Raw genomic sequence first — 21180 nt, 5'->3', positions numbered from 1 at the left:
ATGTTTACTATAGATACTCACACGCACATTATCCCTAAACAACTTCCGGATTTTACCAAGAAATTTGGTTATGGTGAATTCATCACTTTAGATCATCATGCGCCGGGAAGAGCCTGGATGATGCAGGGAAACAAACGCTTTAGAGAAATAACCGATAATTGCTGGGATGCTGAAGTACGAATAAATGAGATGCAACACCACTTGGCCGACATGCAGGTTATCTGTACCATTCCTGTAATGTTCAGCTATTGGGCAAAAGCAAAAGATGGTCTCGAGATCAGTCAATTCTTAAATGATGACATTGCAACTACTGTAAATAATCATCCTGAAAAATTTATTGGATTAGCTACCGTGCCCATGCAGGATACAGATATGGCCGTAAAAGAGTTAGAGCGTTGTATGAAACTCGGTTTCAGAGGTGTACAAATAGGTAGTAACATCAATAATTTAAATTTGAACGAAACGCAGTTTGATGAGTTTTTTGCAGCCTGCGAAAAATTAAACGCTGCTATATTGGTGCATCCCTGGCAAATGATGGGACAAGAACACATGGCAAAATATTGGTTACCGTGGCTTGTAGGAATGCCCGCAGAAATCAGCAGAGCCATTTGCAGTATGATTTTTGGTGGAATTTTTGAAAAATATAAAAATCTGAAAGTGTGTTTTGCACATGGTGGAGGATCTTTTTTACCAACCATCAGTCGCATCGAACATGGCTGGGATTGCCGTCCAGACCTTGTAGCTATCGATAATCCGGTAAATCCCAAAGATTATCTCGGAAAGTTTTGGGTGGATAGTCATGTATGCGATCATAAGATGCTACAATACATTATTGATATGGTTGGCGTTGATAAAGTTGTGCAGGGAAGCGATTATCCTTTTCCCTTAGGCGAAGCAGTACCTGGAGAACTTGTGAGAACCTCGCCACTAAAACAATCAGAGAAAGAAACTATAATGGGATCAGCCGCTAAAAGCTGGCTGGGATTGTAGAATTGCACCACGTGAGGCTCCGATTACTTGGATAATCGTGGGCCTTCTTTTACAGCGGCACTTAACGAACTTTTCATAGAATAACGAGACTATTGAAAACAGATCAGGGGATTAGAGGCATCTGTGGCCTAGGCCTTGGTAACGAGAGCGAAATTCCCTTCAATCTTAAACTTCCATCCTGATTCAAAGATTCTGGGAAGAAACCTGCGGTATAAAGCCATGCGTGCGTTCTCAACGTACTCGTCTTCCCCATCTCTTCCAACCGCGTTAAATTCGTAAATATTTACTTTAGGATGTTCTTTCATGTAATTTTTTACAATTTCTACAATCGTATTCATTACCTGGTAAACTTCACCGCGATTGGTTGTAATGTATTCTTCACCTTCAAATTCATCGTTAATGACCCCAAAAACGATATTCGCGTGTAAAATATTATCCTGCAATCTGCCGAATCTTACTTCGTAGCGAAGACCACTTTTCGTGTTAAAATAGTACACTCCGGCACTTGGGATGTTCGGAAATTCGATGGGCAGTATATCTGAGTAATTGGATGACAAGGAAGAGAAGTATTATTATGCTATTGCGTTGGTTTTCTTTTTAAAACGATCGGCTAAAATTAAATCTTTGGTGCCACTACTGTAATCATAAAACCCTTTTCCTGATTTTACACCCAGGTGACCTGCGGTTACCATATTTACTAATAAAGGACAAGGAGCGTATTTCGGGTTTCCAAAACCATCTTGTAGCACGCGTAGAATGTTCAGGCATACATCCAGGCCAATAAAATCCGCTAATTGTAAAGGACCCATCGGATGAGCCATGCCTAATTTCATAACCGTATCAATTTCTTCAACACCGGCAACTCCCTCATTTAGAGTTATGATAGCTTCGTTAATCATAGGCATTAAAATTCTATTTGCTACGAATCCCGGAATGTCATTTACCTCTACAGGAATTTTTCCCAATTTTTTAGAAGTTTCCATGATCAGATCACACACCTCATCTGAGGTACTGTAACCACGAATCACTTCAACGAGCTTCATCACCGGTACCGGATTCATAAAGTGCATGCCGATTACTTTATCTGCGCGCTTTGTAACTGCTGCAATTTGTGTAATAGATATAGAGGAAGTGTTACTTGCAAGTATGGTATTAGGAGGACAGATTTCGTCGAGCTGCTTAAAAATTTTGAATTTAATCTCTATGTTCTCGCTGGCAGCTTCCACTACAAGATCGGCATTTGAAGCAGCTTTGGTAAGGTCGGTGGAAGTACTTATATTTTTTAAAGTTGTAGTTTTAGCAGCGTCGTCGATAGTTCCTTTTTGAACTTGTCTGTCTAAATTTTTGGTAATGGTTGCTATAGCTTTTTGCAGGGCATTTTCATTTACATCAACAAGATTCACACTATAGCCCGCTTGCGCAAATGTATGTGCAATGCCGTTTCCCATGGTTCCGCTGCCTATCACAGTAATGTTCTTCATAAAAATAATTTAGTTTTTAAAGCTAGTAGAGAAATTCGGTTTTAACAAAGAAAATTTTAAACAATCATAAAAAAAACCCTTCGTTTCCGAAAGGTTTTCTTTGTGTTAAAATTTAAATTTTAATTAGTAATGCTGATTTTTTTCTCAAGCTCTTCGATGTAAGCTTTAAAACGTTTATCAGTATCCATTAAGTTATTTACCGTGCGGCAAGCATGTAATACAGTAGCGTGATCTTTACCACCGCAATGCATACCGATTGTAGCTAAAGATGATTTGGTCATACTTTTTGCAAAGTACATTGCAATCTGACGGGCTTGAACCACTTCACGTTTACGTGTTTTTGATTTCATAGTGTCAATAGCAAGATCAAAATAGTCACAAACTACTTTTTGAATATAATCAATGGAAACCTCGCGTGCAGTACTCTTCACAAATTTATCAATCATTGTTTTGGCTAATTCCAAAGTGATTGTTTTCTTGTTTAAGCTTGATTGTGCCAGTAAAGAGATTAATGCTCCTTCTAGTTCACGTACGTTTGAAGTAATGCTATAGGCAAGGTATTCGTTTACCTCTTTTGGAAGTTGAATTCCTTCGTTGTATACTTTTTTATCTAAGATCGCGATACGTGTTTCTAATCCAGGTGCCTGAAGATCAGCGCTAAGCCCCCATTTGAAACGGGATAATAAGCGTTGTTCGATTCCCTGGATGTCAACAGGAGCACGGTCTGCCGTTAAGATAATTTGTTTTCCTAATTGGTGCAGGTGATTAAAGATATGGAAGAACACATCTTGTGTTTTTTCTTTTCCTGCAAAGTATTGAACGTCATCAATGATCAACACGTCTATCATTTGGTAGAAGTGTACGAAATCATTTTGATTGTTGTTTTTAATAGACTCAATAAACTGAGTAATAAATTTTTCAGATTGTACATAAAGTACAGTCTTGTTAGGATAATTCTTTTTTACTTCGATACCAATGGCCTGAGCTAAGTGGGTTTTACCTAAACCAACACCACCATATAATAATAAAGGATTAAAAGCATTTCCACCTGGTTTTTGTGCTACTGCGTATCCTGCGCTGCGGGACAAGCGGTTACAGTCTCCTTCTACAAAATTGTCAAAGCTGTAATTTGGATTTAACTGAGATTCAACCTGAACCTTTTTTAAACCTGGAATAACAAAGGGATTTTTAATAGGATTATTACCGCTGATATCAATCGGCATAGAAACCGAAGGGTTTTTTAAATTGGTATTGATATTAGGTAATTTAAAAGTAATAGGAGTTTCAGTTTTACCTGAAGCATTATCCATAATAATATTGTATTCTAAACGACCTTCTGGCCCTAATTCTTTTTTAATTACTTTTTTAATTAAAGTGATGTAATGTTCTTCAATCCATTCATAAAAAAATTGTGAGGGAACCTGAATGGTTAAAACGTTGTTATTTATTTTGATTGGTTTAATCGGATCAAACCATGTTTTAAAATTTTGTGGGCTAACATTATCTTTTACAATTTCCAGGCAACCATTCCAAACTTGCTCAGCAGTTTTTTCTTTCATCATGTTATAAAAAAGTTTTAAATATTTTGGTGTTATAAGTAATCAACGCAATAGTGTTTGTAAATATAATGCGATTATTTGTCTTTGCAATAGGAAATACGAAAAAAAAGTTTGGGAAAATTTTTCTTCCTCGCTTGCAATTTCGGTTTTTTTTTGTCTGACCCAATTTAATTTCTTCGCGGGTAGTGTTTTGTATTTTTTTTTTCGTTATTATAAAATGCTTACACACTCATTTTTATTTTTTATCTAAGAAATTGTTTTTGTATGGCACGAGTTCATTTCTAACTTTTATAGATACAAGATACCTGTTTTTAGCCTGGATCACAAACGAATTCGCAACCACATAATTTCCGGACCCCTTACTTTTAAAAGGCTTACAGCGAATTAAAAAAAAATGGAATAATTTCTCGCAAATTTTTTTTAAACGCAGCGGGCAGCCAAAAAATAAATCGTAATGGTAACTAAAATCAGAATTACAATAATCAAAAACCAATTTTCGGGATTTCGTACTGAATTTTTTTAAATGCTTGTTTGTTTTCAATTATCCGTTTACTGTCGTTTTTTTTCAATGTCAAAAAAAAAGATATTTTTTTTCTTTTCTGTTTTTTTGTGCTTGCAGAATGAAAAAAATAAGTATAAGAAAGGATTACTTTTGTTTTGATTTATTTTGTGTTTTTTTTGACTTTTATAAGTGAAGTGGATTAGAAAAGCATCTTGCTTAATTAGGGTAAAAGGTGAGTCAAAGTTTTAAGGCTGGTTCATACCAATCATCTTAATAAATAGGTTTAATTCGAGCGTTTTTTTAAGATCTGAGCTTCATTATTTCGGTAAATTTGTAAAAAGCACTTTTTATGATCAGAGCAGAAACAAAAATCAGAGTGAGATATGGCGAAACCGACCAAATGGGCTACGCTTATTATGGAATATACGCGCAGTATTATGAAGTAGGTAGGGTAGAAGCCATGCGTTTACTGGGATTTAGTTATAAAGAGGTGGAGGCTCGTGGAATTATGCTGCCGGTTGTAGATTACTCTATTAATTATAAAAAACCTGCTCTTTACGACGATGAAATTACAGTGGTAACCCGCATGTGGGAAAAACCAAAAGGGGTAAGGCTTCCATTTGATTATGAGTGTTTTAATGCTAAAGGAGAACTTCTCAATTCTGGACAGGTAGTGCTTGTTTGCGTTGATAAAGTCACGGGTAAGGTATGTGGTCTGCCTGATTGGTTTAGTAAGGCTTTTGATCCCTTTTTTCCTGTTTAGTGCCTAAAATTTAGTATTTTCGCTGATCCAAAGGAAGAAGATGATTTCGACAAAAAAAATTCAAATGGTTGACCTGAAAGGTCAATACGAGAAGATTAAAAGTGAAGTAGACGCAGGCATTCAACAAGTACTCGATACAACGGCGTTTATTAACGGTCCGGCTGTTAAAGAATTTCAGGCAGATCTTGAGGCTTATCTGAAAGTAAAACACGTTATTCCCTGTGCCAATGGCACCGATGCCTTACAAATTGCTATGATGGCCCTTGGTTTAAAAGCAGGTGATGAAGTTATTACCGCTAGTTTTACATATGTAGCTACCGCAGAGGTAATCGGCCTTCTTGGTCTTACTCCTGTTCTTGTAGATGTTTATCCTGATACTTTTGATATTGATATTGAGGCAATGGAGCGCAATATAACATCAAAAACCAAAGCCATTGTTCCGGTGCATTTATTCGGACAATGCGCTAATATGGAAAAGATCATGGCTATAGCAAAAAAACACAACTTATATGTTATTGAAGATGTGGCCCAGGCCATTGGGAGTGATTATTTCTTTGCCGACGGTAAAACAGCAAAGGCCGGAACTATTGGTACGATAGGTTGTACTTCTTTTTTTCCAAGTAAGAATTTAGGGTGTTACGGTGACGGCGGTGCTATGTATACCAACGACGACGAGCTGGCTAAAAAATTAAGGATGATTGCCCATCATGGACAAAGTATACAATATCATCATGATGTTCTTGGTGTAAACTCGCGTCTCGACACAATTCAGGCCGCTATCTTGAAAGTAAAACTTAAACACCTGGATGAATATGCTGCGGCGAGAAATAAGGTGGCAGATCATTACGATAAAGCTTTTGCAAATCACCCTAAATTAAAAACACCTTTTCGCTCTAAACATTCAAATCATGTATTTCATCAATACACTTTGCAATTAAAAGATATTGACAGATCAAAGCTCCGCGAACAATTAGCCGAACGCGGTGTGTCTTCTATGATCTATTATCCTATACCTTTACATATGCAAAAAGCTTTTGCAAGTGAACGCCATAAACCAGGTAATTTTCCTGTGACAGAAAAATTATGCGCTTGCGTGCTTTCGCTCCCAATGCATACAGAGCTTGATCAGGAAACTTTGGAATATATTACTAAAACAGTTTTAGAATTAATCTAGCCGCTTAAGCGGCAATATTTATATATTATATGAAAATTACAGTTGTAGGAACAGGATACGTAGGTTTAGTAACGGGAACTTGTTTTGCCGAGGTAGGGGTGGATGTAACCTGTGTTGACATCGATCAACAAAAGATTGATAACCTCAATAAAGGTATTCTGCCCATTTACGAGCCAGGTCTTGAAGAAATGGTGGAAAGAAATACCACAAAAAAACGTTTACATTTTTCTACTTCTTTGCAGGAAAGCATCAAAGAAGCTGAAGTAGCCTTTATTGCAGTGGGAACACCTCCTGATGAAGATGGTTCAGCAGATTTGAAGTATGTTTTAGCAGTAGCAGCTGGTATAGGCCAGCACATGCAAAAACCCTTGGTAGTTGTCACAAAATCTACCGTTCCGGTAACCACAGCAGAAAAAGTACGTAAAGCTTTGCAGGCAGAGCTTGACAAGCGTGGCGCCAAAATTGATTTTTATGTTGCCTCCAATCCTGAATTTTTAAAAGAAGGAGCAGCTATCGAAGATTTTATGAAACCAGATCGCATTGTAGTTGGCACCGACAGACATGAGGCGGAAGAAATAATGCGCAAATTGTACAAGCCATTTTTATTGAACGGGCATCCTATTATTTTTATGGATATTCCGAGTGCTGAAATGACCAAATATGCAGCCAATGCTATGTTAGCAACTAAAATCAGTTTTATGAACGACGTGGCCAATCTTTGTGAGATCATGGGCGCAGACGTAAACATGGTGCGAAAAGGAATTGGAAGCGATGGCCGTATTGGTCATAAATTTATTTACCCGGGTGTTGGTTATGGAGGAAGCTGTTTTCCTAAAGATGTAAAAGCCTTGATTAAAACGGCTAAAGAACATAAATACAACATGCGTATTTTAAATGCTGTAGAAGAAGTAAACGAGCTTCAAAAAGAAGTGTTGTTTAATAAGGTTCGCACGCATTTTAATAATAACTTAAAAGGTAAAACTTTTGCGCTTTGGGGCTTATCCTTCAAGCCAAAAACAGACGACATGCGTGAAGCTCCAAGCTTAGTGATCATCGAAAAATTATTAAAAGCAGGAGCAAGTGTTGTGGCTTATGATCCGGTTGCCATGCACGAAGCACAAAGAATGATTGGCGACACTATTGCGTATTCCAACGATATGTACGATACCATGAATGGAGCGGATGCTTTATTGATAGTAACAGAATGGCCTGAATTCAGATCTCCTGATTTTGAAGAAGTCGGAAAGCGTCTTTCAAACAAAGTTATTTTTGACGGAAGAAATATTTTTGATCACAAGGATATGAAAGATTTGGGTTACGATTATTACTGTATCGGGGTTAACACAAATACTTAGAATTTTAAAACCTGAACACTTAAATAACTATGCAAAAAAGAATATTAATAACAGGAGCAGCAGGTTTTTTAGGATCGCATTTATGTGATCGCTTTATAAAGGAAGGAATGCGCGTTGTTGCCATGGATAATTTAATTACCGGCGACCTTAAAAACATCGAACACCTGTTTAAATTAGAACAGTTTGAGTTTTATCACCACGACGTGTCTAAATTTATCCATGTACCAGGCGATATCGACTATATTTTACATTTTGCTTCACCCGCAAGCCCTATCGACTATTTAAAAATTCCTATTCAAACTTTAAAGGTTTCTTCCTTAGGGTCTCATAATGTTCTTGGATTGGCACGTGTAAAAAAAGCAAGAGTTCTTGTTGCTTCTACCAGCGAGGTTTATGGAGATCCACACGTGCATCCGCAAACAGAAGAATATTGGGGAAATGTAAATCCTGTTGGTCCCCGTGGTTGTTACGACGAAGCTAAACGTTTTATGGAAGCCATTACCATGGCCTATCACGATTATCACGGATTAGAAACGCGAATCATTCGTATTTTTAATACTTATGGGCCACGTATGCGACTGAATGACGGCCGCGTATTACCGGCATTTATCGGACAGGCATTGCGTGGTGAGGACCTTACCATGTTTGGGGATGGATCTCAAACGCGTAGTTTTTGTTACGTGGATGATTTGGTGGAAGGCATTTACCGTTTACTGATGAGTGATTATCATTTGCCTGTAAACATTGGCAATCCAAGCGAGATCACCATTAAAGAATTTGGTGAAGAGATTTTAAAACTTACCGGAGCTAAACAAAAATTAATTTCATTGCCATTGCCTAAAGATGATCCCAAACAACGTCGTCCCGATATTACCAAAGCAAAAGAAATTTTGGGTTGGGAGCCGAAGGTGAATCGTGCAGAGGGCTTAAAAATAACTTATGAATACTTTAAATCTCTAAGCAAAGACGATTTAAATAAGGTAGAACACAGAACTTTCAACTAATTTCTTTTAGAATAACTGATCCTGAAGTGAAGAATTCCTCTCGCTTCAGGATTTTTTATTTACAGGCTTCGGCTTGTGTTTAATCTCAATTTTGTGTGGCATTCTGCGCTCCACTTTCCAGGTTTTCGACTGCTTTTCAGTGGCGATGAGATAGTATTTTTCGGTGGCAAAAATTAAACCAGTTCCAAAGGAGAAAGGGATCGTTAAAAGTGAAACAACGCCAATAGCTCCAAGGTTAGATCCAAAATCCTTATCATTAAAAATGAGCGAGCCGCCAATAAAAACAAGGCCGGTTCCCAAAGCAGTGTAAGTTAATCCATTGGTAACAGAAGTGAAACTTTCGCGCTGCGTATAAATCTTGGTTACTTCCCTGACAGGAACTTTTATGCGTATAACGGTATCGTATAGCTCGGGGCTAATGTAGTGCAGCGAATCGGGATGTTTCTTGTAGAAATTATGTTCAATATACTGGTCACAGTCAATAATGAGTGTATCTGCAATATAGCCCACAAGCTGTCCCCAGATAGCGAAATCAATGCTGTCGTTTTTTAAAGCTCTCTTTTTGGAAAACACGATCACTGATTGCATGTTTTTAATCACTTTTCTTTTCGTGCCTTGTGTGAGAACCAGCTTTGTAACAATGGTATCATCACCTTTGCGTTTAAAATACTTTGAACTTGCAGTAAGGTTTAATTCATATGCCTGATTGCCTGATATACGCCTGATTTTATATTCAAAGATTTTGGAAGAATCCTTGTAGTTTAACTTAACAGTAAGATTGTTCTTTTTTACGAAATAAGTAGCAGCAGTATCGAACAGCTTTTTTTTAAGGTGTTTTAAAACTAATTTGCCGGTGACTGAAAACCTGATCTCATAAAGCGAGTTGTTACCATTATCGGTAGACAGGATCACATTATCCGAGCCAAAAGCAACATTGCTATACCAGGTCTTCAGCCCGAGAGCCTCTTGTGCTTTTTGTGCAAAGAAAGCTGTTACGGTAAATAGAAATAAAATAAGTATTGAACTGCGCTTCTTCAAAGATGTATCGGATAAGCAAAAATGAATTATTAAGGTTTTGCTTCGTATTTTTCAATAATAGCTCTTACTAATTTATGGCGAATTACATCGGTGTTATCTAGTTCAATAACACTAATACCTTCTACCTTTTTTAATAAACGCAACGCCTGAAGTAAGCCACTGTTCTGCCTTGCAGGAAGATCGACCTGAGTTGGATCGCCGGTCACAATAAATTTAGCATTTGCACCCATACGGGTTAAAAACATCTTCATCTGGCTTTCTGTGGTATTCTGCGCTTCATCAAGTATTACAAAAGCATTGTCTAAAGTACGACCTCTCATAAAAGCCAGGGGAGCAATTTGAACTGTGCGACTTTCTAAATATTGATTCAGCTTCTCACTGGGAATCATATCGTTTAAGGCGTCATACAATGGCTGCATATAAGGGTCGAGCTTTTCTTTCATATCCCCGGGCAGGAAACCAAGATTTTCTCCCGCTTCAACTGCAGGTCGCGTCAAAATTATACGTTTCACCTCTTTGTTCTTTAAAGCTTTTACCGCCAGGGCAACAGCAGTGTAGGTCTTACCGGTTCCCGCAGGACCAACAGCGAAGAGCATATCATTCTTAACAATACCGCTCACCATTTTACGTTGGTTCTCGGTTTTGGCTTTTATAACAAGGCCGTTATTTCCAAAAAGAATTATGTCATTATTTAACGCCTCGTCTTTTGATTCAACAATATTATCGCCGGTTTGCCCCAGCAGGCGTTCAATTACAGTATCTGTAAGAACTCCGCTGCGGTGGTAATGATCTACTAGAAGATCAAGTTTTTTTTCGAAACGTGTAATTTCCTGGGCATCACCAAGTACTTTCAGTGAATAGCCTCTGGCAATTAATTTAAGTTTTGGAAAATGTTTTTTAATGACATTCAGTTTTACATCATTCACACCGTAAATTTCAACTGGCTCAATGCTGTCAAGGGTGATTATTTTTTCATTCATAAGTGCATCTTTCATACAGGGACTTGATTTGTTTATAACCCTGTTAATCTCTACATCAAGTTTAAAAAAATAAGCGCATAAATAATAATTATTTTTGAACAAATGAGCATTATTACTTTAACAACCGATCTTGGCTACCGCGACCCTTATTTGGCCATAGTTAAAGCAAAACTCATTTCTTCAGAACCTTCGCACCATATTGTAGATTTAAGCTGCGAGATCAAGGAGAACAATATTTCAGACGCAGCATTTATCATTAAGAATTCTTTGGCTTATTTTCCCGAGGGAAGTATACACCTTGTGGCAATCAAATTTATTGTTGATCGCAGTAATTTGAACAAAGCAAATAACGTTGACAATTCTCGCTACCTGGTAACTAAATATAAAAATCAATACATCATTTGTCCAGATACTGGGCTTTTTACCTTGATTGATGCCGCTTTTAACGAACCCGTTTATCAAATTTATTATGAAGGAGAAAATAAACACCATTTCTTTTTAAAAGATGTTTTTGCAGATGTTGCTATTCATATTCTTCAGAATAAAAAAATAGAAGAGATTGCCGTACTAACAAGCGACTACTATAAAGCCTTTCAGTTTGATAGTTTTGTAAATGGAAATATATTGCGGGGAAAGGGAATTTATGTGGATGATTTTGGAAACATCATCACCAATATAACCAAAGAGCGTTTTGCAGAGATCATCGGTAAAAAGGAGTTTCTTATTACACTGCCGGGCGCGCGCATTACAAAAATCCATACCACTTACGACGAGGTGAAATATGGAACACCTTTAGCGCTTTTTAATAGTTTTGGTTACCTCGAAATAGCGGCGAACGGTAAAAGCGCTTACAATATGCTGTTTCCACGCGATATAGGTACCACCTTTGATTTTAATTTATTAATAGAAATTTTATGATTAAACGTATTGTGAAAATGAGTTTTGATCCCGAAAAAATAGAAGAATTCAAATCTATTTTTGAAAACAACTGGCAATATATTAAAGGCTTCGAGGGCTGTAACCATGTGGAATTGTTGCAGGATAAAAACACACCAACTATTTTTTTTACGTTTAGTTTGTGGAAAAGCGAAGAGCATTTAAACGCATATCGCCATTCCGAATTGTTTGAAAAAGTATGGGGCGCCACAAAAATTCTCTTTAACGACAAGCCCTCAGCATGGTCGCTCAATGAACTTGATTTTTCACAAGCGTCTCACAGCCACTAATATTAAAATAAGCTTGCTCCTGCGAGGCTTGCAGATCGACGTATAGCCTCTTTGAAACGACAAATATTCTACAGAATTTCAATCATTCATTTGTGTATCTTTGTGACCAATGACAGACCTTGCAGATAATTTTGAAGAGATGTACAAAGTGCATTACAAAATGCTGCGCAATGCTGCTGAAAACATTGTGGGCGACGCAGATGCCGCTCACGACGTGGTTCAGGACGTTTTTATTAAACTCTGGAACAGAAGAGATGAGGTTTCAGCAATTCTAAATAAAAAAGCCTATTTGTTTAAATCCGTTATCAACGCCTCGATCACCTATCTGGAAAACAATAAAAATAAAACCAGTATTGGCGATTTAAAGATTGAGTCCTCGGGACAAACAGACACTCCGGTTTTGGTTAAAGAATTGGAATCAAAAATACAATTAGCTTTAAACGCTTTGCCGCCAAAATGCAAGGCTATTTTTGTTTTAAGTCGCTTTGAAGGATTAAAAAATAAAGAGATTTCTGAGTACCTGGGATTGTCGATTAAAACAGTGGAAAATCAAATGGGAATTGCTTTGAAAAAGATGAAAGAAGATTTAAAACCTTACCTCACAAAAGAGTTTTTTTCGCTGGCCACAGTACTGGGATTTTCAGTTATTTTTAAGATTTTGCACGATTCAGGATTAATAATTTAAAAAAGATTGGAATTTTAGCAGTTCATTATCAATACATTAGCTTTAAACGGTAGATTCTTTGGGGGTAAGGGCCGGTTTTTCGGTCATAGAATCAAACCAGTGTAAGGCAAAACAAAGGTTTAAAATAAATAGACTAAATGCTGGCAAATAAAGACATACTTTTTGGAAAGTATCTTTCCGGGAACGCAACTCACGAGGAAGAAAAAAAAATAAAAGAGTGGTTAAAACAAGATCCCTCACATCAGGCTGAATTCGACAGCGTGGAGAAATTCTGGAAGGCTTCGCTGCATCTTAAAAAAGAAAAAGATGCCGATGTTAATCAGGCATGGGATCAGTTTAAACATTTAACCGAAACTCAACCTGAAATAAAAGTTACCAAAGTAAACTATAGCTGGTTCAGAATTGCCGCTGCTGTTACTCTGTTTCTGGTAATGGGCATAGTTGTAAAAGTGTATTTTGTATCATCGAAATCTGCCACTACGCCTGTTTTAGCAAATAACAGCGCTAATAAAGCTGTTGAAGCACCGGTTGAAATTAATGAGCCGGATTTTAATAGTATTACATTAGACTCTTTGGCTTCTTCTAAAACAAAAACAAAACCACTTGCTAAAACTTCAGCGAAATTTAAATTTCCTTCTCAAACATCTGATGCTGTTGTAACGGTTATTACCGGAGATTCGATGGAAATTTTTATGTTGCCTGATAATAGTATTGTTTATCTGAATGCTAATAGCAAACTTGAATATCCGCAAAATTTTAATAAGTCAAACCGTTACGTATCTCTTACGGGCGAAGCCTATTTTGATGTGAAAAAAGATTCCGTTTTGTTTATGGTTGCATGCGAAAACACGCTTGTAAAAGGAAGATCCACCACGTTTAATGTAAAAAGTCATAGTTCTGATAAAGAAGTGGAAGTTATTGTTGCCACCGGGGCTGTTGAGTTCTCAGGGGTTGGATACAAAGACGTGAAAAAACTTGTGCTTGCTCCTGGTGAAAGTGGTTACTATAACAAGACCAAAAGCGAGATTTTAAAATCTAAACACGAGCGCAAGAATTATAAATGGTGGCAGAAAGAAAGCCTCCGCGCTAAGATCAAAAACTTTTTCGACAAACTTTTTGGGAAAAAATAGTATACGTTTTTAATTCCAGAAGTCTACCTTTGTACTTTCATTATCAATTTTTGAACACTACTTTTTTATAATTAACCCCTATGAAGAAAGCATTACTATTTGTTGCAGCCTTGATTTTATTATCGGCAATCACGAATGCAAAAGACGGAAACAATCCCATAAAATTTAAAAATGGTACCGGCAAAAACGGAACTTGTTTTGACGAAAGTACCCACCTCTTAAATGTAGGTATTGGTTTCGGTTTTGCAACTTACCGTAGTTATGGACTCGGCGGAGGTTACAGTTATGGAAGTTCGCCACTGATAAGTGTAAGCTACGAGCAGGGTTGGAAAAAAAAGCTGGGACCTGGATACCTTGGAGTAGGTGGCTTTGCGAGCTTCAGAACATCCCACTCCCGTTATGATAACTATTACTATAAAAATGAAAGATACTATTACGAACATAGATGGAATTACCTCACATTCGCAGCAAGAGGTATCTATCACTGGGATGTTTTAAATACAAAAAACGCTGAGGTTTATGGTGGTATGCTAATTGGTTTTAGAGTTACAACTTATAAATACTCGTCTAACAGTACCGATCCTGATACACAACTCTATCAACGTAGCGATGGAGGTGTTATGCCGGTAGCATCTTTTATTGCAGGAGCGCGTTGGTATTTTGTTCCTAAAGTAGCTTTGTTTGGCGAGGCAGTAGGAGGCGTAGGCACCTCGTTCATCTCTGGTGGCGTTACCTTTAAATGGTAATCTAAAAGAGTTTTTCTATTGCCAGTTTGAACCAGTAGGTGTAGATTTCGGGATGTGTTTTCAGATCTGATTTGATGTCATCCAGGCTCATCCATTTATAAGCATTCACTTCTTTCGGATTAATGATGGGATCTTCATTTGATTTACCTGTATAGATATGATCGTATTCAAATTCGGTTAATCCATTTTCAAAGGTTGTTTTGTAAATGAAACTACTCATGTGTTCCAGGGTGGTTTCCATGCCCATTTCTTCTCTCATGCGTCTTAAGGCAGCATCATGCGTTTTTTCACCCGGGCGCGGATGCGAACAGCAGGTATTGGTCCACAAAGCGGGACTATGATATTTGGATAGCGCCCTCTGTTGTATAAGGAGCTCTTTTTTAGAATTGAAAATAAAAACGGAGAAAGCTCTGTGAAGTAAACCTTTTACATGGGCTTCCATTTTTTCCATCGTTCCGAGCTCCTGGTCTTGCTCGTTCACTAAAATAACTTCTTCGGTCACAGCGCTAATTTCAAATTTTTAAAGATAAGATTAAATTCGCCTGCACAGTTCCAGCCAATGAAATAAAATCTTCAGAACTATCTAAACCCGGCGTTTCCTTCCTGTGTAGTCTTTCATACTTTGTAAAAAAGATACCTCAAAGCCAATTAAGTAGTAAAGTGCTCCACTTGTTTATTCTTTTTTTTAAATAGTTAATATTAAAGTTAAATTAGTAGAAACATTTATCCGCTACACCCAATACATATTCGTCTGTTTGTGTCTTAGTCTTTTTACAGGACTCAGAGCACAACAATTCTTCTTTAAAAATTATAGTGTAGAGAGTGGGTTGCCCTTTGTTCAGGTGTCATGTTTGTTTCAGGATCAGAATGGTTATCTCTGGAGTGGGGGATTTGGCGGGCTTAGTCGTTTTGATGGTAAAGTTTTCGAGAATTATAATCTTAAGAGCGGATTAATTGATCATAATGTAAATGCAATATGTGCGGATGATAAGGGAGAAATTTATGTTGGAACCACAAAAGGAATCAGTGTATTCAGAGGTAAGCAGTTTTTTAACTACAATAAACAGAATAATTCTATAATTCCCCCGGTAACGGCTCTGTGTAAAGGCTTTGATCACAGCATGTTTATTGGAACTACCAAGGGACTTTTCATATTTCAGGACGATAAAATTACCTCTGTAAAAAAGACCGAAGGCTACAAAATAAACTGTCTTTTTAATACAGATACTTCTGTAGTTTTTGTTGGCTCTGACCGCGGACTTATTTTATATGGACCCCGAACATTTCGTATCCTTGACGAATCCAGCGGACTAGCCAGCAACAAAGTAAATTGCATCACCCGTTTTAAAAACTATCTTGTAATAGGTACAAATCGCGGGCTAAGTTTTTTTGATCTTACCACACAAAAATTTATAAACTATTTTGTTGAGAGTGGTTTAATTGATGAAAACATTAGCTCCGTAACAAATCAGAATAATCAATTTTTATGGGTGGGTTCACAAACAGGTTTACTTCGTTACGATGGTCACAATTTTGTTTACTACAATATTGGCTCTGATAATAATTCTAATCACGTAAGGTCTATTCTTCGCGACCGGGAGGATAATTTGTGGATCGCAACTCACAGCGGCTTATACAGGTACCGAGATAATTCTTTTTCAACCTTCGACCGGATTAACGGCCCTGGTAATGCTTTTATTTACCAGATCTTTCGCGATACCGATAAAAATTTATGGATCTGTTCACAGAACAATGGCATCTATAAATATAGCCAGGGATATTTTAAAAGATATGGTTTTAAAGATGGCCTTACAACAGTAGAATGTAAGACAGGCATTCAGGATGCAGATGGCCGTTTAATTTTCGGAACAAAAAACGGACTTACTCAGTTTAAAAACGAAAGGTTTCAAAGTATCCCGCTTCCAAAAGAATTTAAAGGTACTTACGAATTCATTTATAAAGGCCGCGATAACACAACCTGGATTGCAGGCGGAAATGGCATTGCTTCTCTTAAATGGAAAAACAATAATCCCGAACTTCATTATTATGCACTTCCGGGAAAACAAAACGTACAAGTGTATGGTTTGTGTGAAGATGAACAAGGTCACCTTTTTGTTGGCACATCTCCGGGTGGACTTTATAAAATAGCCAATGGCATAATCAGTAATTATAGCAAAGGCAATGGAATAAAAGAAGAAGATTATTTTTCACTGAAATATTACAAAGGCTATATTTTTGTTGCGACTCTTAACGGCGTTATGATTTTAAATACTCGCACAAATACTACGCAATACATTAATGAGCAAAACGGTTTAAATTCTGAACTTGTTTATTCAATAGAGTTTGCGCAGGATAGTTCCGTGCTTTGGATTGGAACAAACCAGGGAATTAACCGGCTTGATCTGAAACATTATCTGGAGACAGGTAAAACGCAGATTATTTCTTACGGAAAACTTCAGGGCTTTTTAGGAGTGGAGTGTAATTCAAACGGCATATGGGAAGATCCGGATGGTTCGCTTTGGTTTGGCACAGTAAGCGGTTTGGTAAAGCATGAACCTGCAAGTCTCAAAAAAAACACCATTGAAAATAAAACACTTATTCAAAAAATTACCTTGTTGAACGAAGACACTTTACTTCAGGACAGTGTTGTTCTACCAAGTGATTACAATACCCTCTCTTTTTATTACCGGGGAATTTGCCTCACAAATCCTGATAATGTTTTGTACCAGAAAAAACTGGAAGGCCTTGCAGGCGATAAAGAATGGAGTTCTCCAAGCAGCGAAGATTACAGCAAATATGCCAATCTTGCACCCGGAAAATATACTTTTAGAGTACGGTCATGCAATAATGAAGGCCTGTGGAACACTACTGAGGCGAGATTTACATTTAGTATTAAATCTCCTTTTTATTCCACCTGGTGGTTTTTATTAATCTCGGTGCTGGGAGTATTTGCAGGCTTCTATATTTTCTTTACACTTCGGGTTTACAATATTAAAAAGAAACAAAGACTCGACTTCGAAAGAAAAGTAGAGATGAGTAAAATAGAATTAAAGGCCCTGCGCTCGCAAATGAATCCGCATTTCATTTTTAATTCTTTAAACTCTATACAACATTATATTTTTACAACTAAAGGCGACGAAGCCATTAAATTCCTGAATAAATTTGCGCGTTTGGTACGTATCATCTTAAATAATTCAGAGCGACCAACGGTTACAGTGAGTGATGACCTTGAAGCTTTAAAACTTTATCTTGAACTGGAACAAATGCGTTTTGAAGATAAATTCGAATATGAAATTATTGTGGAAGACAGTGTGGATGTGGATTATGACATTATGCCTCCCTTGTTAATGCAACCTTATGTAGAAAATGCCATCCTGCACGGCTTAAATCCAGCTTCTTATAAAGGAAAATTAACTATTCGCCTGAGTTCTGAAAATAATTTTTTAATTTGCACCATTGCAGATAACGGAATTGGCAGGGAAAAAGCGTCGGAAATAAGACGCACTATGCCGGTTAAAAAATACAAGTCATTAGGCATGAAAATTACCGAAGACAGATTAAAAATATTAAATGAAATAAATAATTCACAGTTAAGTGTAACCGTAACCGATTTAAAAGACGCAAATAATAATTCGCTGGGAACCCAGGTGCGATTGTTTGTTCCGCTAACCGGCTAAAAAGAAACAACATGATCAAGACTCTGATAATTGAAGATGAACAAAAAAGCAGGGAAATGCTTGCAGGCATTATCCAAAAGAATTGCCCTGAACTTAGCGTTGTAGGACTTGCTACAAATGTGAAAGAAGGCGTGGAGATGATTGAGTCTCTGCATCCTGAGCTTGTGTTTTTAGATATAAGCATGCCCGATGGAAGTGGATTTGATCTGCTTGAAAAAGTTCCTGGACAAAAATTTGAATTAATATTTGCCACAGCAAGCGATCAACATGCGATTCGTGCTATCAAGTACAGCGCTTGTGACTATCTTTTAAAGCCTATTGATATTGATGAGTTAAAAATTGCAGTAGACAAGGTAGTAAAGAAAAAAAGCTCGATTCCTAACATGGAGAATCTCCAGTTTTTAATTCAGCAATTAAAACGTTCTGATGAAAATTTTCAAAAGATCACTTTGCCAACAGGCAATGCTTATGAAATAGTTAATATTAAAGATATCGTTCGTTGCGAGGCAGATGGAAGTTATACCACCTTTTATCTCAGCGATAAACGCAAACTGATGATTAGTGCCGGGTTAAAACATTACGAAGAACTTCTTCCAGAGGGAGATTTTATCAGGGTACATCATCATCATTTAATCAATATGAATCACGTTATACGTTTTTTGAAAGAAGACGGAGGTTACGCCATTATGAGCGATGGATCTAAAATCGAAATTTCCCGCCGTAAAAAAGAAGCTTTCATGGAGAAATTGAATAAATCCTAGCAACAGCTGAGGGGCAAGAGCCAGGATGCTAGATCCAGAAGGCAGGAGCAAAGATGCTATAGTCAAGAGCCAGGAGTAAAGATGCAAGAACGACGATGCAATGTGCTGGAGTCAAGATACGAGAGGCGGGAGCCCAGATGCAAGGGCCAAGATGCAGGTGCGAGTGCCGGTTCAAAACAATCTTTTATTTTCCATCTTTACTGCGCACATCCACTTATAAATCCAAATAAACCACTTATTAAAAGCAATAAAAAAAACACCCTCCACAGAATTAATTTTATAGCACGTTCTTTTCAGGGTTTTGTTTAGTTATAACAAGAATCTAGCCACTTCCGGATTATGGAGATTTTCCGCGGAGTGGCTTTTTCGTTTTTAGTCCCGATAGTATTTTACGATGGATCCGAATTTACCTTTGGTGTTAGCGATGAACCAGACCAGGGGTTTCAAAACAGAAAAGGTTAGTAAGGGAATATCATAAAAAAATCATAAAAAGAAGCGCCAGAACCCTTTTCAAATCAAGGTTTTTATCAAATCAAAAATAAAGTCGTATATTTGCCCGAATTTTAAAACCTTAAAATTCATTTTCAATGGCTTCCAATTTCTTAACCAACAAGTTTGTTCCCGAAGGACTAACTTACGATGATGTATTATTAGTTCCCGATTATTCAGAAGTATTGCCACGCGAAGTAACTATCGCTTCAAATTTCACTAAAAAAATTAAATTGAATACGCCAATAGTTTCTGCTGCGATGGATACCGTAACAGAACATAGCCTGGCTATAGCTATTGCCCAGGAAGGTGGAATCGGTGTTCTGCATAAGAATATGACTATAGCTGAGCAAGCCGAGCAGGTGCGCAAGGTTAAACGCAGCGAAAGCGGAATGATCATGGATCCTGTGACCATTGTAGCCGACGCATCTATTGGAGATGCGGTGAAGTTGATGACTGACAATAAAATCGGCGGTATTCCAATCGTGGACAAGCAAAATAAATTGCTGGGAATTGTAACCAGTCGTGATCTACGTTTTGAAAAGGATTTTAAAAAACCCGTTATCCAGGTAATGACACCTTATGCGCAGTTAATCACTGCTCAGTATGGAATTACTTTGAAAAAGGCAGAAGAAATTTTGCAGGAGCATAAGATTGAAAAATTACCTATAGTAGATAAAGCTAACAAACTTGTTGGATTGATCACCTACAAAGACATGATCAAAATGAAAGTACGTCCGAACGCTGCCAAAGATGAAAGAGGGCGTTTACGTGTGGCTGCAGCAGTAGGTGTTACAGCCGATACCATGGAGCGTGTAGATGCCCTGGTAAATGCTGGAGTTGATGCTGTTATTATTGATACTGCGCACGGACATAGCAAAGGAGTTATTGAGAAATTAAAAGAAGTAAAAAAGAAATATAAAAACCTGGAAGTTATTGTTGGAAATATAGCCACCGGTAAAGCTGCTTTAGCCCTTGTAAAGGCAGGAGCAGACGCTGTAAAAGTTGGTATTGGGCCAGGTTCTATCTGCACTACGCGAATTATTGCAGGTGTGGGTGTGCCGCAATTATCTGCTATTTTAGATGTTGCCAATGCTTTAAAAGGCACAGGTGTTCCTCTGATCGCCGACGGTGGTATTCGTTTTACCGGTGATGTTGTAAAAGCTTTAGCAGCTGGTGCAGGAACGGTAATGATGGGCGGAATGTTCGCAGGAACAGAAGAGAGTCCGGGTGAAACTATTATTTTTGAGGGGCGTAAGTTTAAATCCTACCGTGGCATGGGCTCGTTAGAAGCGATGCAAAAAGGAAGTAAAGACCGTTATTTCCAGGATGCGGAAGACGATATTAAAAAATTAGTACCTGAAGGAATTAGTGGACGTGTTCCTTACAAAGGAAATCTTTCGGAAATTATTTACCAGGTAATTGGTGGTGTAAAAGCCGGTATGGGGTATTGCGGAGCAAAAGATATTAAAGCTTTACAAAATGCAAAATTCATTCGTATAACTGCAGCAGGGGTAAAAGAAAGTCACCCGCATGATGTTGTAATTACACGTGAAGCACCGAACTACAGTCGATAATCAATTAGTAATTATTCCGTGTTACGCGCTAACCCGAAATAAC

General features: G+C 37.6%; 21 protein-coding genes. 13 read left to right on the top strand and 8 right to left on the bottom strand.

Features of this window, described 5'->3' with window-relative positions:
- Positions 1-990 (top strand): 2-amino-3-carboxymuconate-6-semialdehyde decarboxylase, encoded by a 990-nt coding sequence (locus CNR22_05590; protein PBQ31257.1) that lies wholly within the window; start codon positions 1-3, stop codon positions 988-990.
- A gap of 128 nt (positions 991-1118) precedes the next feature.
- Here the strand turns inward: CNR22_05590 and CNR22_05585 are convergent, their stop codons facing one another.
- From CNR22_05585 to CNR22_05565, 5 genes are all read right to left on the bottom strand, one after another.
- Positions 1119-1547: a hypothetical protein gene (locus tag CNR22_05585; GenBank protein ID PBQ31256.1), complete on the bottom strand. Its 429-nt coding sequence runs from the start codon at positions 1545-1547 to the stop codon at positions 1119-1121.
- Positions 1548-1562: 15 nt separating this feature from the next.
- A complete protein-coding gene (locus CNR22_05580) occupies positions 1563-2471 on the bottom strand; it encodes a 3-hydroxybutyryl-CoA dehydrogenase (protein ID PBQ31255.1) in 909 nt (302 codons plus the stop codon).
- Positions 2472-2590: 119 nt separating this feature from the next.
- The gene (locus tag CNR22_05575) at positions 2591-4030 is read right to left on the bottom strand and encodes a chromosomal replication initiator protein DnaA (protein ID PBQ34831.1); all 1440 of its coding nucleotides are present in this window, start codon (positions 4028-4030) and stop codon (positions 2591-2593) included.
- A 4-nt stretch (positions 4031-4034) separates the two neighbouring features.
- Positions 4035-4259 carry a hypothetical protein gene (locus CNR22_05570; GenBank protein ID PBQ31254.1) on the bottom strand — a complete coding sequence of 75 codons (225 nt, stop codon included), beginning with the start codon at positions 4257-4259 and terminating at the stop codon, positions 4035-4037.
- A gap of 6 nt (positions 4260-4265) precedes the next feature.
- Positions 4266-4571, bottom strand: a complete 306-nt coding sequence (locus CNR22_05565) for a hypothetical protein (protein PBQ31253.1) — start codon at positions 4569-4571, stop codon at positions 4266-4268.
- A gap of 310 nt (positions 4572-4881) precedes the next feature.
- Here CNR22_05565 and CNR22_05560 point away from each other — a divergent pair, with 310 nt between their 5' ends.
- The 4 genes from CNR22_05560 (at position 4882) to CNR22_05545 (ending at position 8828) form a co-directional block, all read left to right on the top strand.
- Positions 4882-5295, top strand: coding sequence for a thioesterase (locus tag CNR22_05560; GenBank protein PBQ31252.1), 414 nt, complete (start codon positions 4882-4884; stop codon positions 5293-5295).
- 64 nt (positions 5296-5359) lie between these two features.
- Positions 5360-6469, top strand: a complete 1110-nt coding sequence (locus CNR22_05555) for a transcriptional regulator (GenBank protein ID PBQ34830.1) — start codon at positions 5360-5362, stop codon at positions 6467-6469.
- A 29-nt stretch (positions 6470-6498) separates the two neighbouring features.
- Positions 6499-7824 carry a UDP-glucose 6-dehydrogenase gene (locus tag CNR22_05550; protein ID PBQ31251.1) on the top strand — a complete coding sequence of 442 codons (1326 nt, stop codon included), beginning with the start codon at positions 6499-6501 and terminating at the stop codon, positions 7822-7824.
- Between the two features lie 29 nt (positions 7825-7853).
- Positions 7854-8828: an NAD-dependent dehydratase gene (locus CNR22_05545; protein ID PBQ31250.1), complete on the top strand. Its 975-nt coding sequence runs from the start codon at positions 7854-7856 to the stop codon at positions 8826-8828.
- Positions 8829-8873: 45 nt separating this feature from the next.
- Here CNR22_05545 and CNR22_05540 read toward each other — a convergent pair whose 3' ends face one another.
- On the bottom strand, positions 8874-9866 hold the full coding sequence (locus CNR22_05540; GenBank protein ID PBQ31249.1) for a hypothetical protein: 993 nt from the start codon (positions 9864-9866) through the stop codon (positions 8874-8876).
- A 29-nt stretch (positions 9867-9895) separates the two neighbouring features.
- Entirely contained in the window at positions 9896-10846 is a 951-nt protein-coding gene (locus tag CNR22_05535; GenBank protein ID PBQ34829.1) for a phosphate starvation-inducible protein PhoH, read from the bottom strand.
- A gap of 102 nt (positions 10847-10948) precedes the next feature.
- On the opposite strand from CNR22_05535, the gene CNR22_05530 reads away from it, so the two are divergent.
- The 5 genes from CNR22_05530 (at position 10949) to CNR22_05510 (ending at position 14633) form a co-directional block, all read left to right on the top strand.
- Entirely contained in the window at positions 10949-11764 is an 816-nt protein-coding gene (locus CNR22_05530) for a hypothetical protein (GenBank protein ID PBQ31248.1), read from the top strand.
- Complete coding sequence (locus CNR22_05525) at positions 11761-12072, top strand: antibiotic biosynthesis monooxygenase (GenBank protein PBQ31247.1); 312 nt, start codon at positions 11761-11763, stop codon at positions 12070-12072. The genes CNR22_05530 and CNR22_05525 overlap by 4 nt, the downstream gene beginning before the upstream one ends.
- A 109-nt stretch (positions 12073-12181) precedes the next feature.
- Positions 12182-12757, top strand: coding sequence for an RNA polymerase sigma-70 factor (locus tag CNR22_05520; GenBank protein ID PBQ31246.1), 576 nt, complete (start codon positions 12182-12184; stop codon positions 12755-12757).
- A 137-nt stretch (positions 12758-12894) separates the two neighbouring features.
- On the top strand, positions 12895-13887 hold the full coding sequence (locus tag CNR22_05515) for a hypothetical protein (protein PBQ31245.1): 993 nt from the start codon (positions 12895-12897) through the stop codon (positions 13885-13887).
- 80 nt (positions 13888-13967) lie between these two features.
- Complete coding sequence (locus tag CNR22_05510; GenBank protein PBQ31244.1) at positions 13968-14633, top strand: hypothetical protein; 666 nt, start codon at positions 13968-13970, stop codon at positions 14631-14633.
- 1 nt (position 14634) lies between these two features.
- Here CNR22_05510 and CNR22_05505 read toward each other — a convergent pair whose 3' ends face one another.
- Complete coding sequence (locus CNR22_05505; protein PBQ31243.1) at positions 14635-15135, bottom strand: isopentenyl-diphosphate delta-isomerase; 501 nt, start codon at positions 15133-15135, stop codon at positions 14635-14637.
- 349 nt (positions 15136-15484) lie between these two features.
- Here CNR22_05505 and CNR22_05500 point away from each other — a divergent pair, with 349 nt between their 5' ends.
- From CNR22_05500 to CNR22_05490, 3 genes are all read left to right on the top strand, one after another.
- Positions 15485-18310, top strand: a complete 2826-nt coding sequence (locus CNR22_05500) for a hypothetical protein (GenBank protein PBQ31242.1) — start codon at positions 15485-15487, stop codon at positions 18308-18310.
- A gap of 11 nt (positions 18311-18321) precedes the next feature.
- On the top strand, positions 18322-19071 hold the full coding sequence (locus CNR22_05495; protein PBQ31241.1) for a DNA-binding response regulator: 750 nt from the start codon (positions 18322-18324) through the stop codon (positions 19069-19071).
- Positions 19072-19658: 587 nt separating this feature from the next.
- Complete coding sequence (locus CNR22_05490; GenBank protein PBQ31240.1) at positions 19659-21137, top strand: IMP dehydrogenase; 1479 nt, start codon at positions 19659-19661, stop codon at positions 21135-21137.
- Positions 21138-21180: the final 43 nt, after the last annotated feature.

The organism is Sphingobacteriaceae bacterium (genome assembly GCA_002319075.1).
GTDB lineage: Bacteria > Bacteroidota > Bacteroidia > B-17B0 > Aurantibacillaceae > Aurantibacillus.
Note: the sequence above shows the minus strand (reverse complement) of the source record. Positions and strands in the feature narration are given on the sequence as shown.

Coding starts and splice junctions, on each gene's coding strand:
- CNR22_05520 (PBQ31246.1), top strand. CDS start 12,182: ATGACAGACCTTGCAGATAATTTTGAAGAGATGTACAAAGTGCATTAC.
- CNR22_05555 (PBQ34830.1), top strand. CDS start 5,360: ATGGTTGACCTGAAAGGTCAATACGAGAAGATTAAAAGTGAAGTAGAC.
- CNR22_05580 (PBQ31255.1), bottom strand. CDS start 2,471: ATGAAGAACATTACTGTGATAGGCAGCGGAACCATGGGAAACGGCATT.
- CNR22_05545 (PBQ31250.1), top strand. CDS start 7,854: ATGCAAAAAAGAATATTAATAACAGGAGCAGCAGGTTTTTTAGGATCG.
- CNR22_05525 (PBQ31247.1), top strand. CDS start 11,761: ATGATTAAACGTATTGTGAAAATGAGTTTTGATCCCGAAAAAATAGAA.
- CNR22_05510 (PBQ31244.1), top strand. CDS start 13,968: ATGAAGAAAGCATTACTATTTGTTGCAGCCTTGATTTTATTATCGGCA.
- CNR22_05575 (PBQ34831.1), bottom strand. CDS start 4,030: ATGAAAGAAAAAACTGCTGAGCAAGTTTGGAATGGTTGCCTGGAAATT.
- CNR22_05535 (PBQ34829.1), bottom strand. CDS start 10,846: ATGAATGAAAAAATAATCACCCTTGACAGCATTGAGCCAGTTGAAATT.
- CNR22_05495 (PBQ31241.1), top strand. CDS start 18,322: ATGATCAAGACTCTGATAATTGAAGATGAACAAAAAAGCAGGGAAATG.
- CNR22_05530 (PBQ31248.1), top strand. CDS start 10,949: ATGAGCATTATTACTTTAACAACCGATCTTGGCTACCGCGACCCTTAT.
- CNR22_05490 (PBQ31240.1), top strand. CDS start 19,659: ATGGCTTCCAATTTCTTAACCAACAAGTTTGTTCCCGAAGGACTAACT.
- CNR22_05515 (PBQ31245.1), top strand. CDS start 12,895: ATGCTGGCAAATAAAGACATACTTTTTGGAAAGTATCTTTCCGGGAAC.
- CNR22_05550 (PBQ31251.1), top strand. CDS start 6,499: ATGAAAATTACAGTTGTAGGAACAGGATACGTAGGTTTAGTAACGGGA.
- CNR22_05560 (PBQ31252.1), top strand. CDS start 4,882: ATGATCAGAGCAGAAACAAAAATCAGAGTGAGATATGGCGAAACCGAC.
- CNR22_05590 (PBQ31257.1), top strand. CDS start 1: ATGTTTACTATAGATACTCACACGCACATTATCCCTAAACAACTTCCG.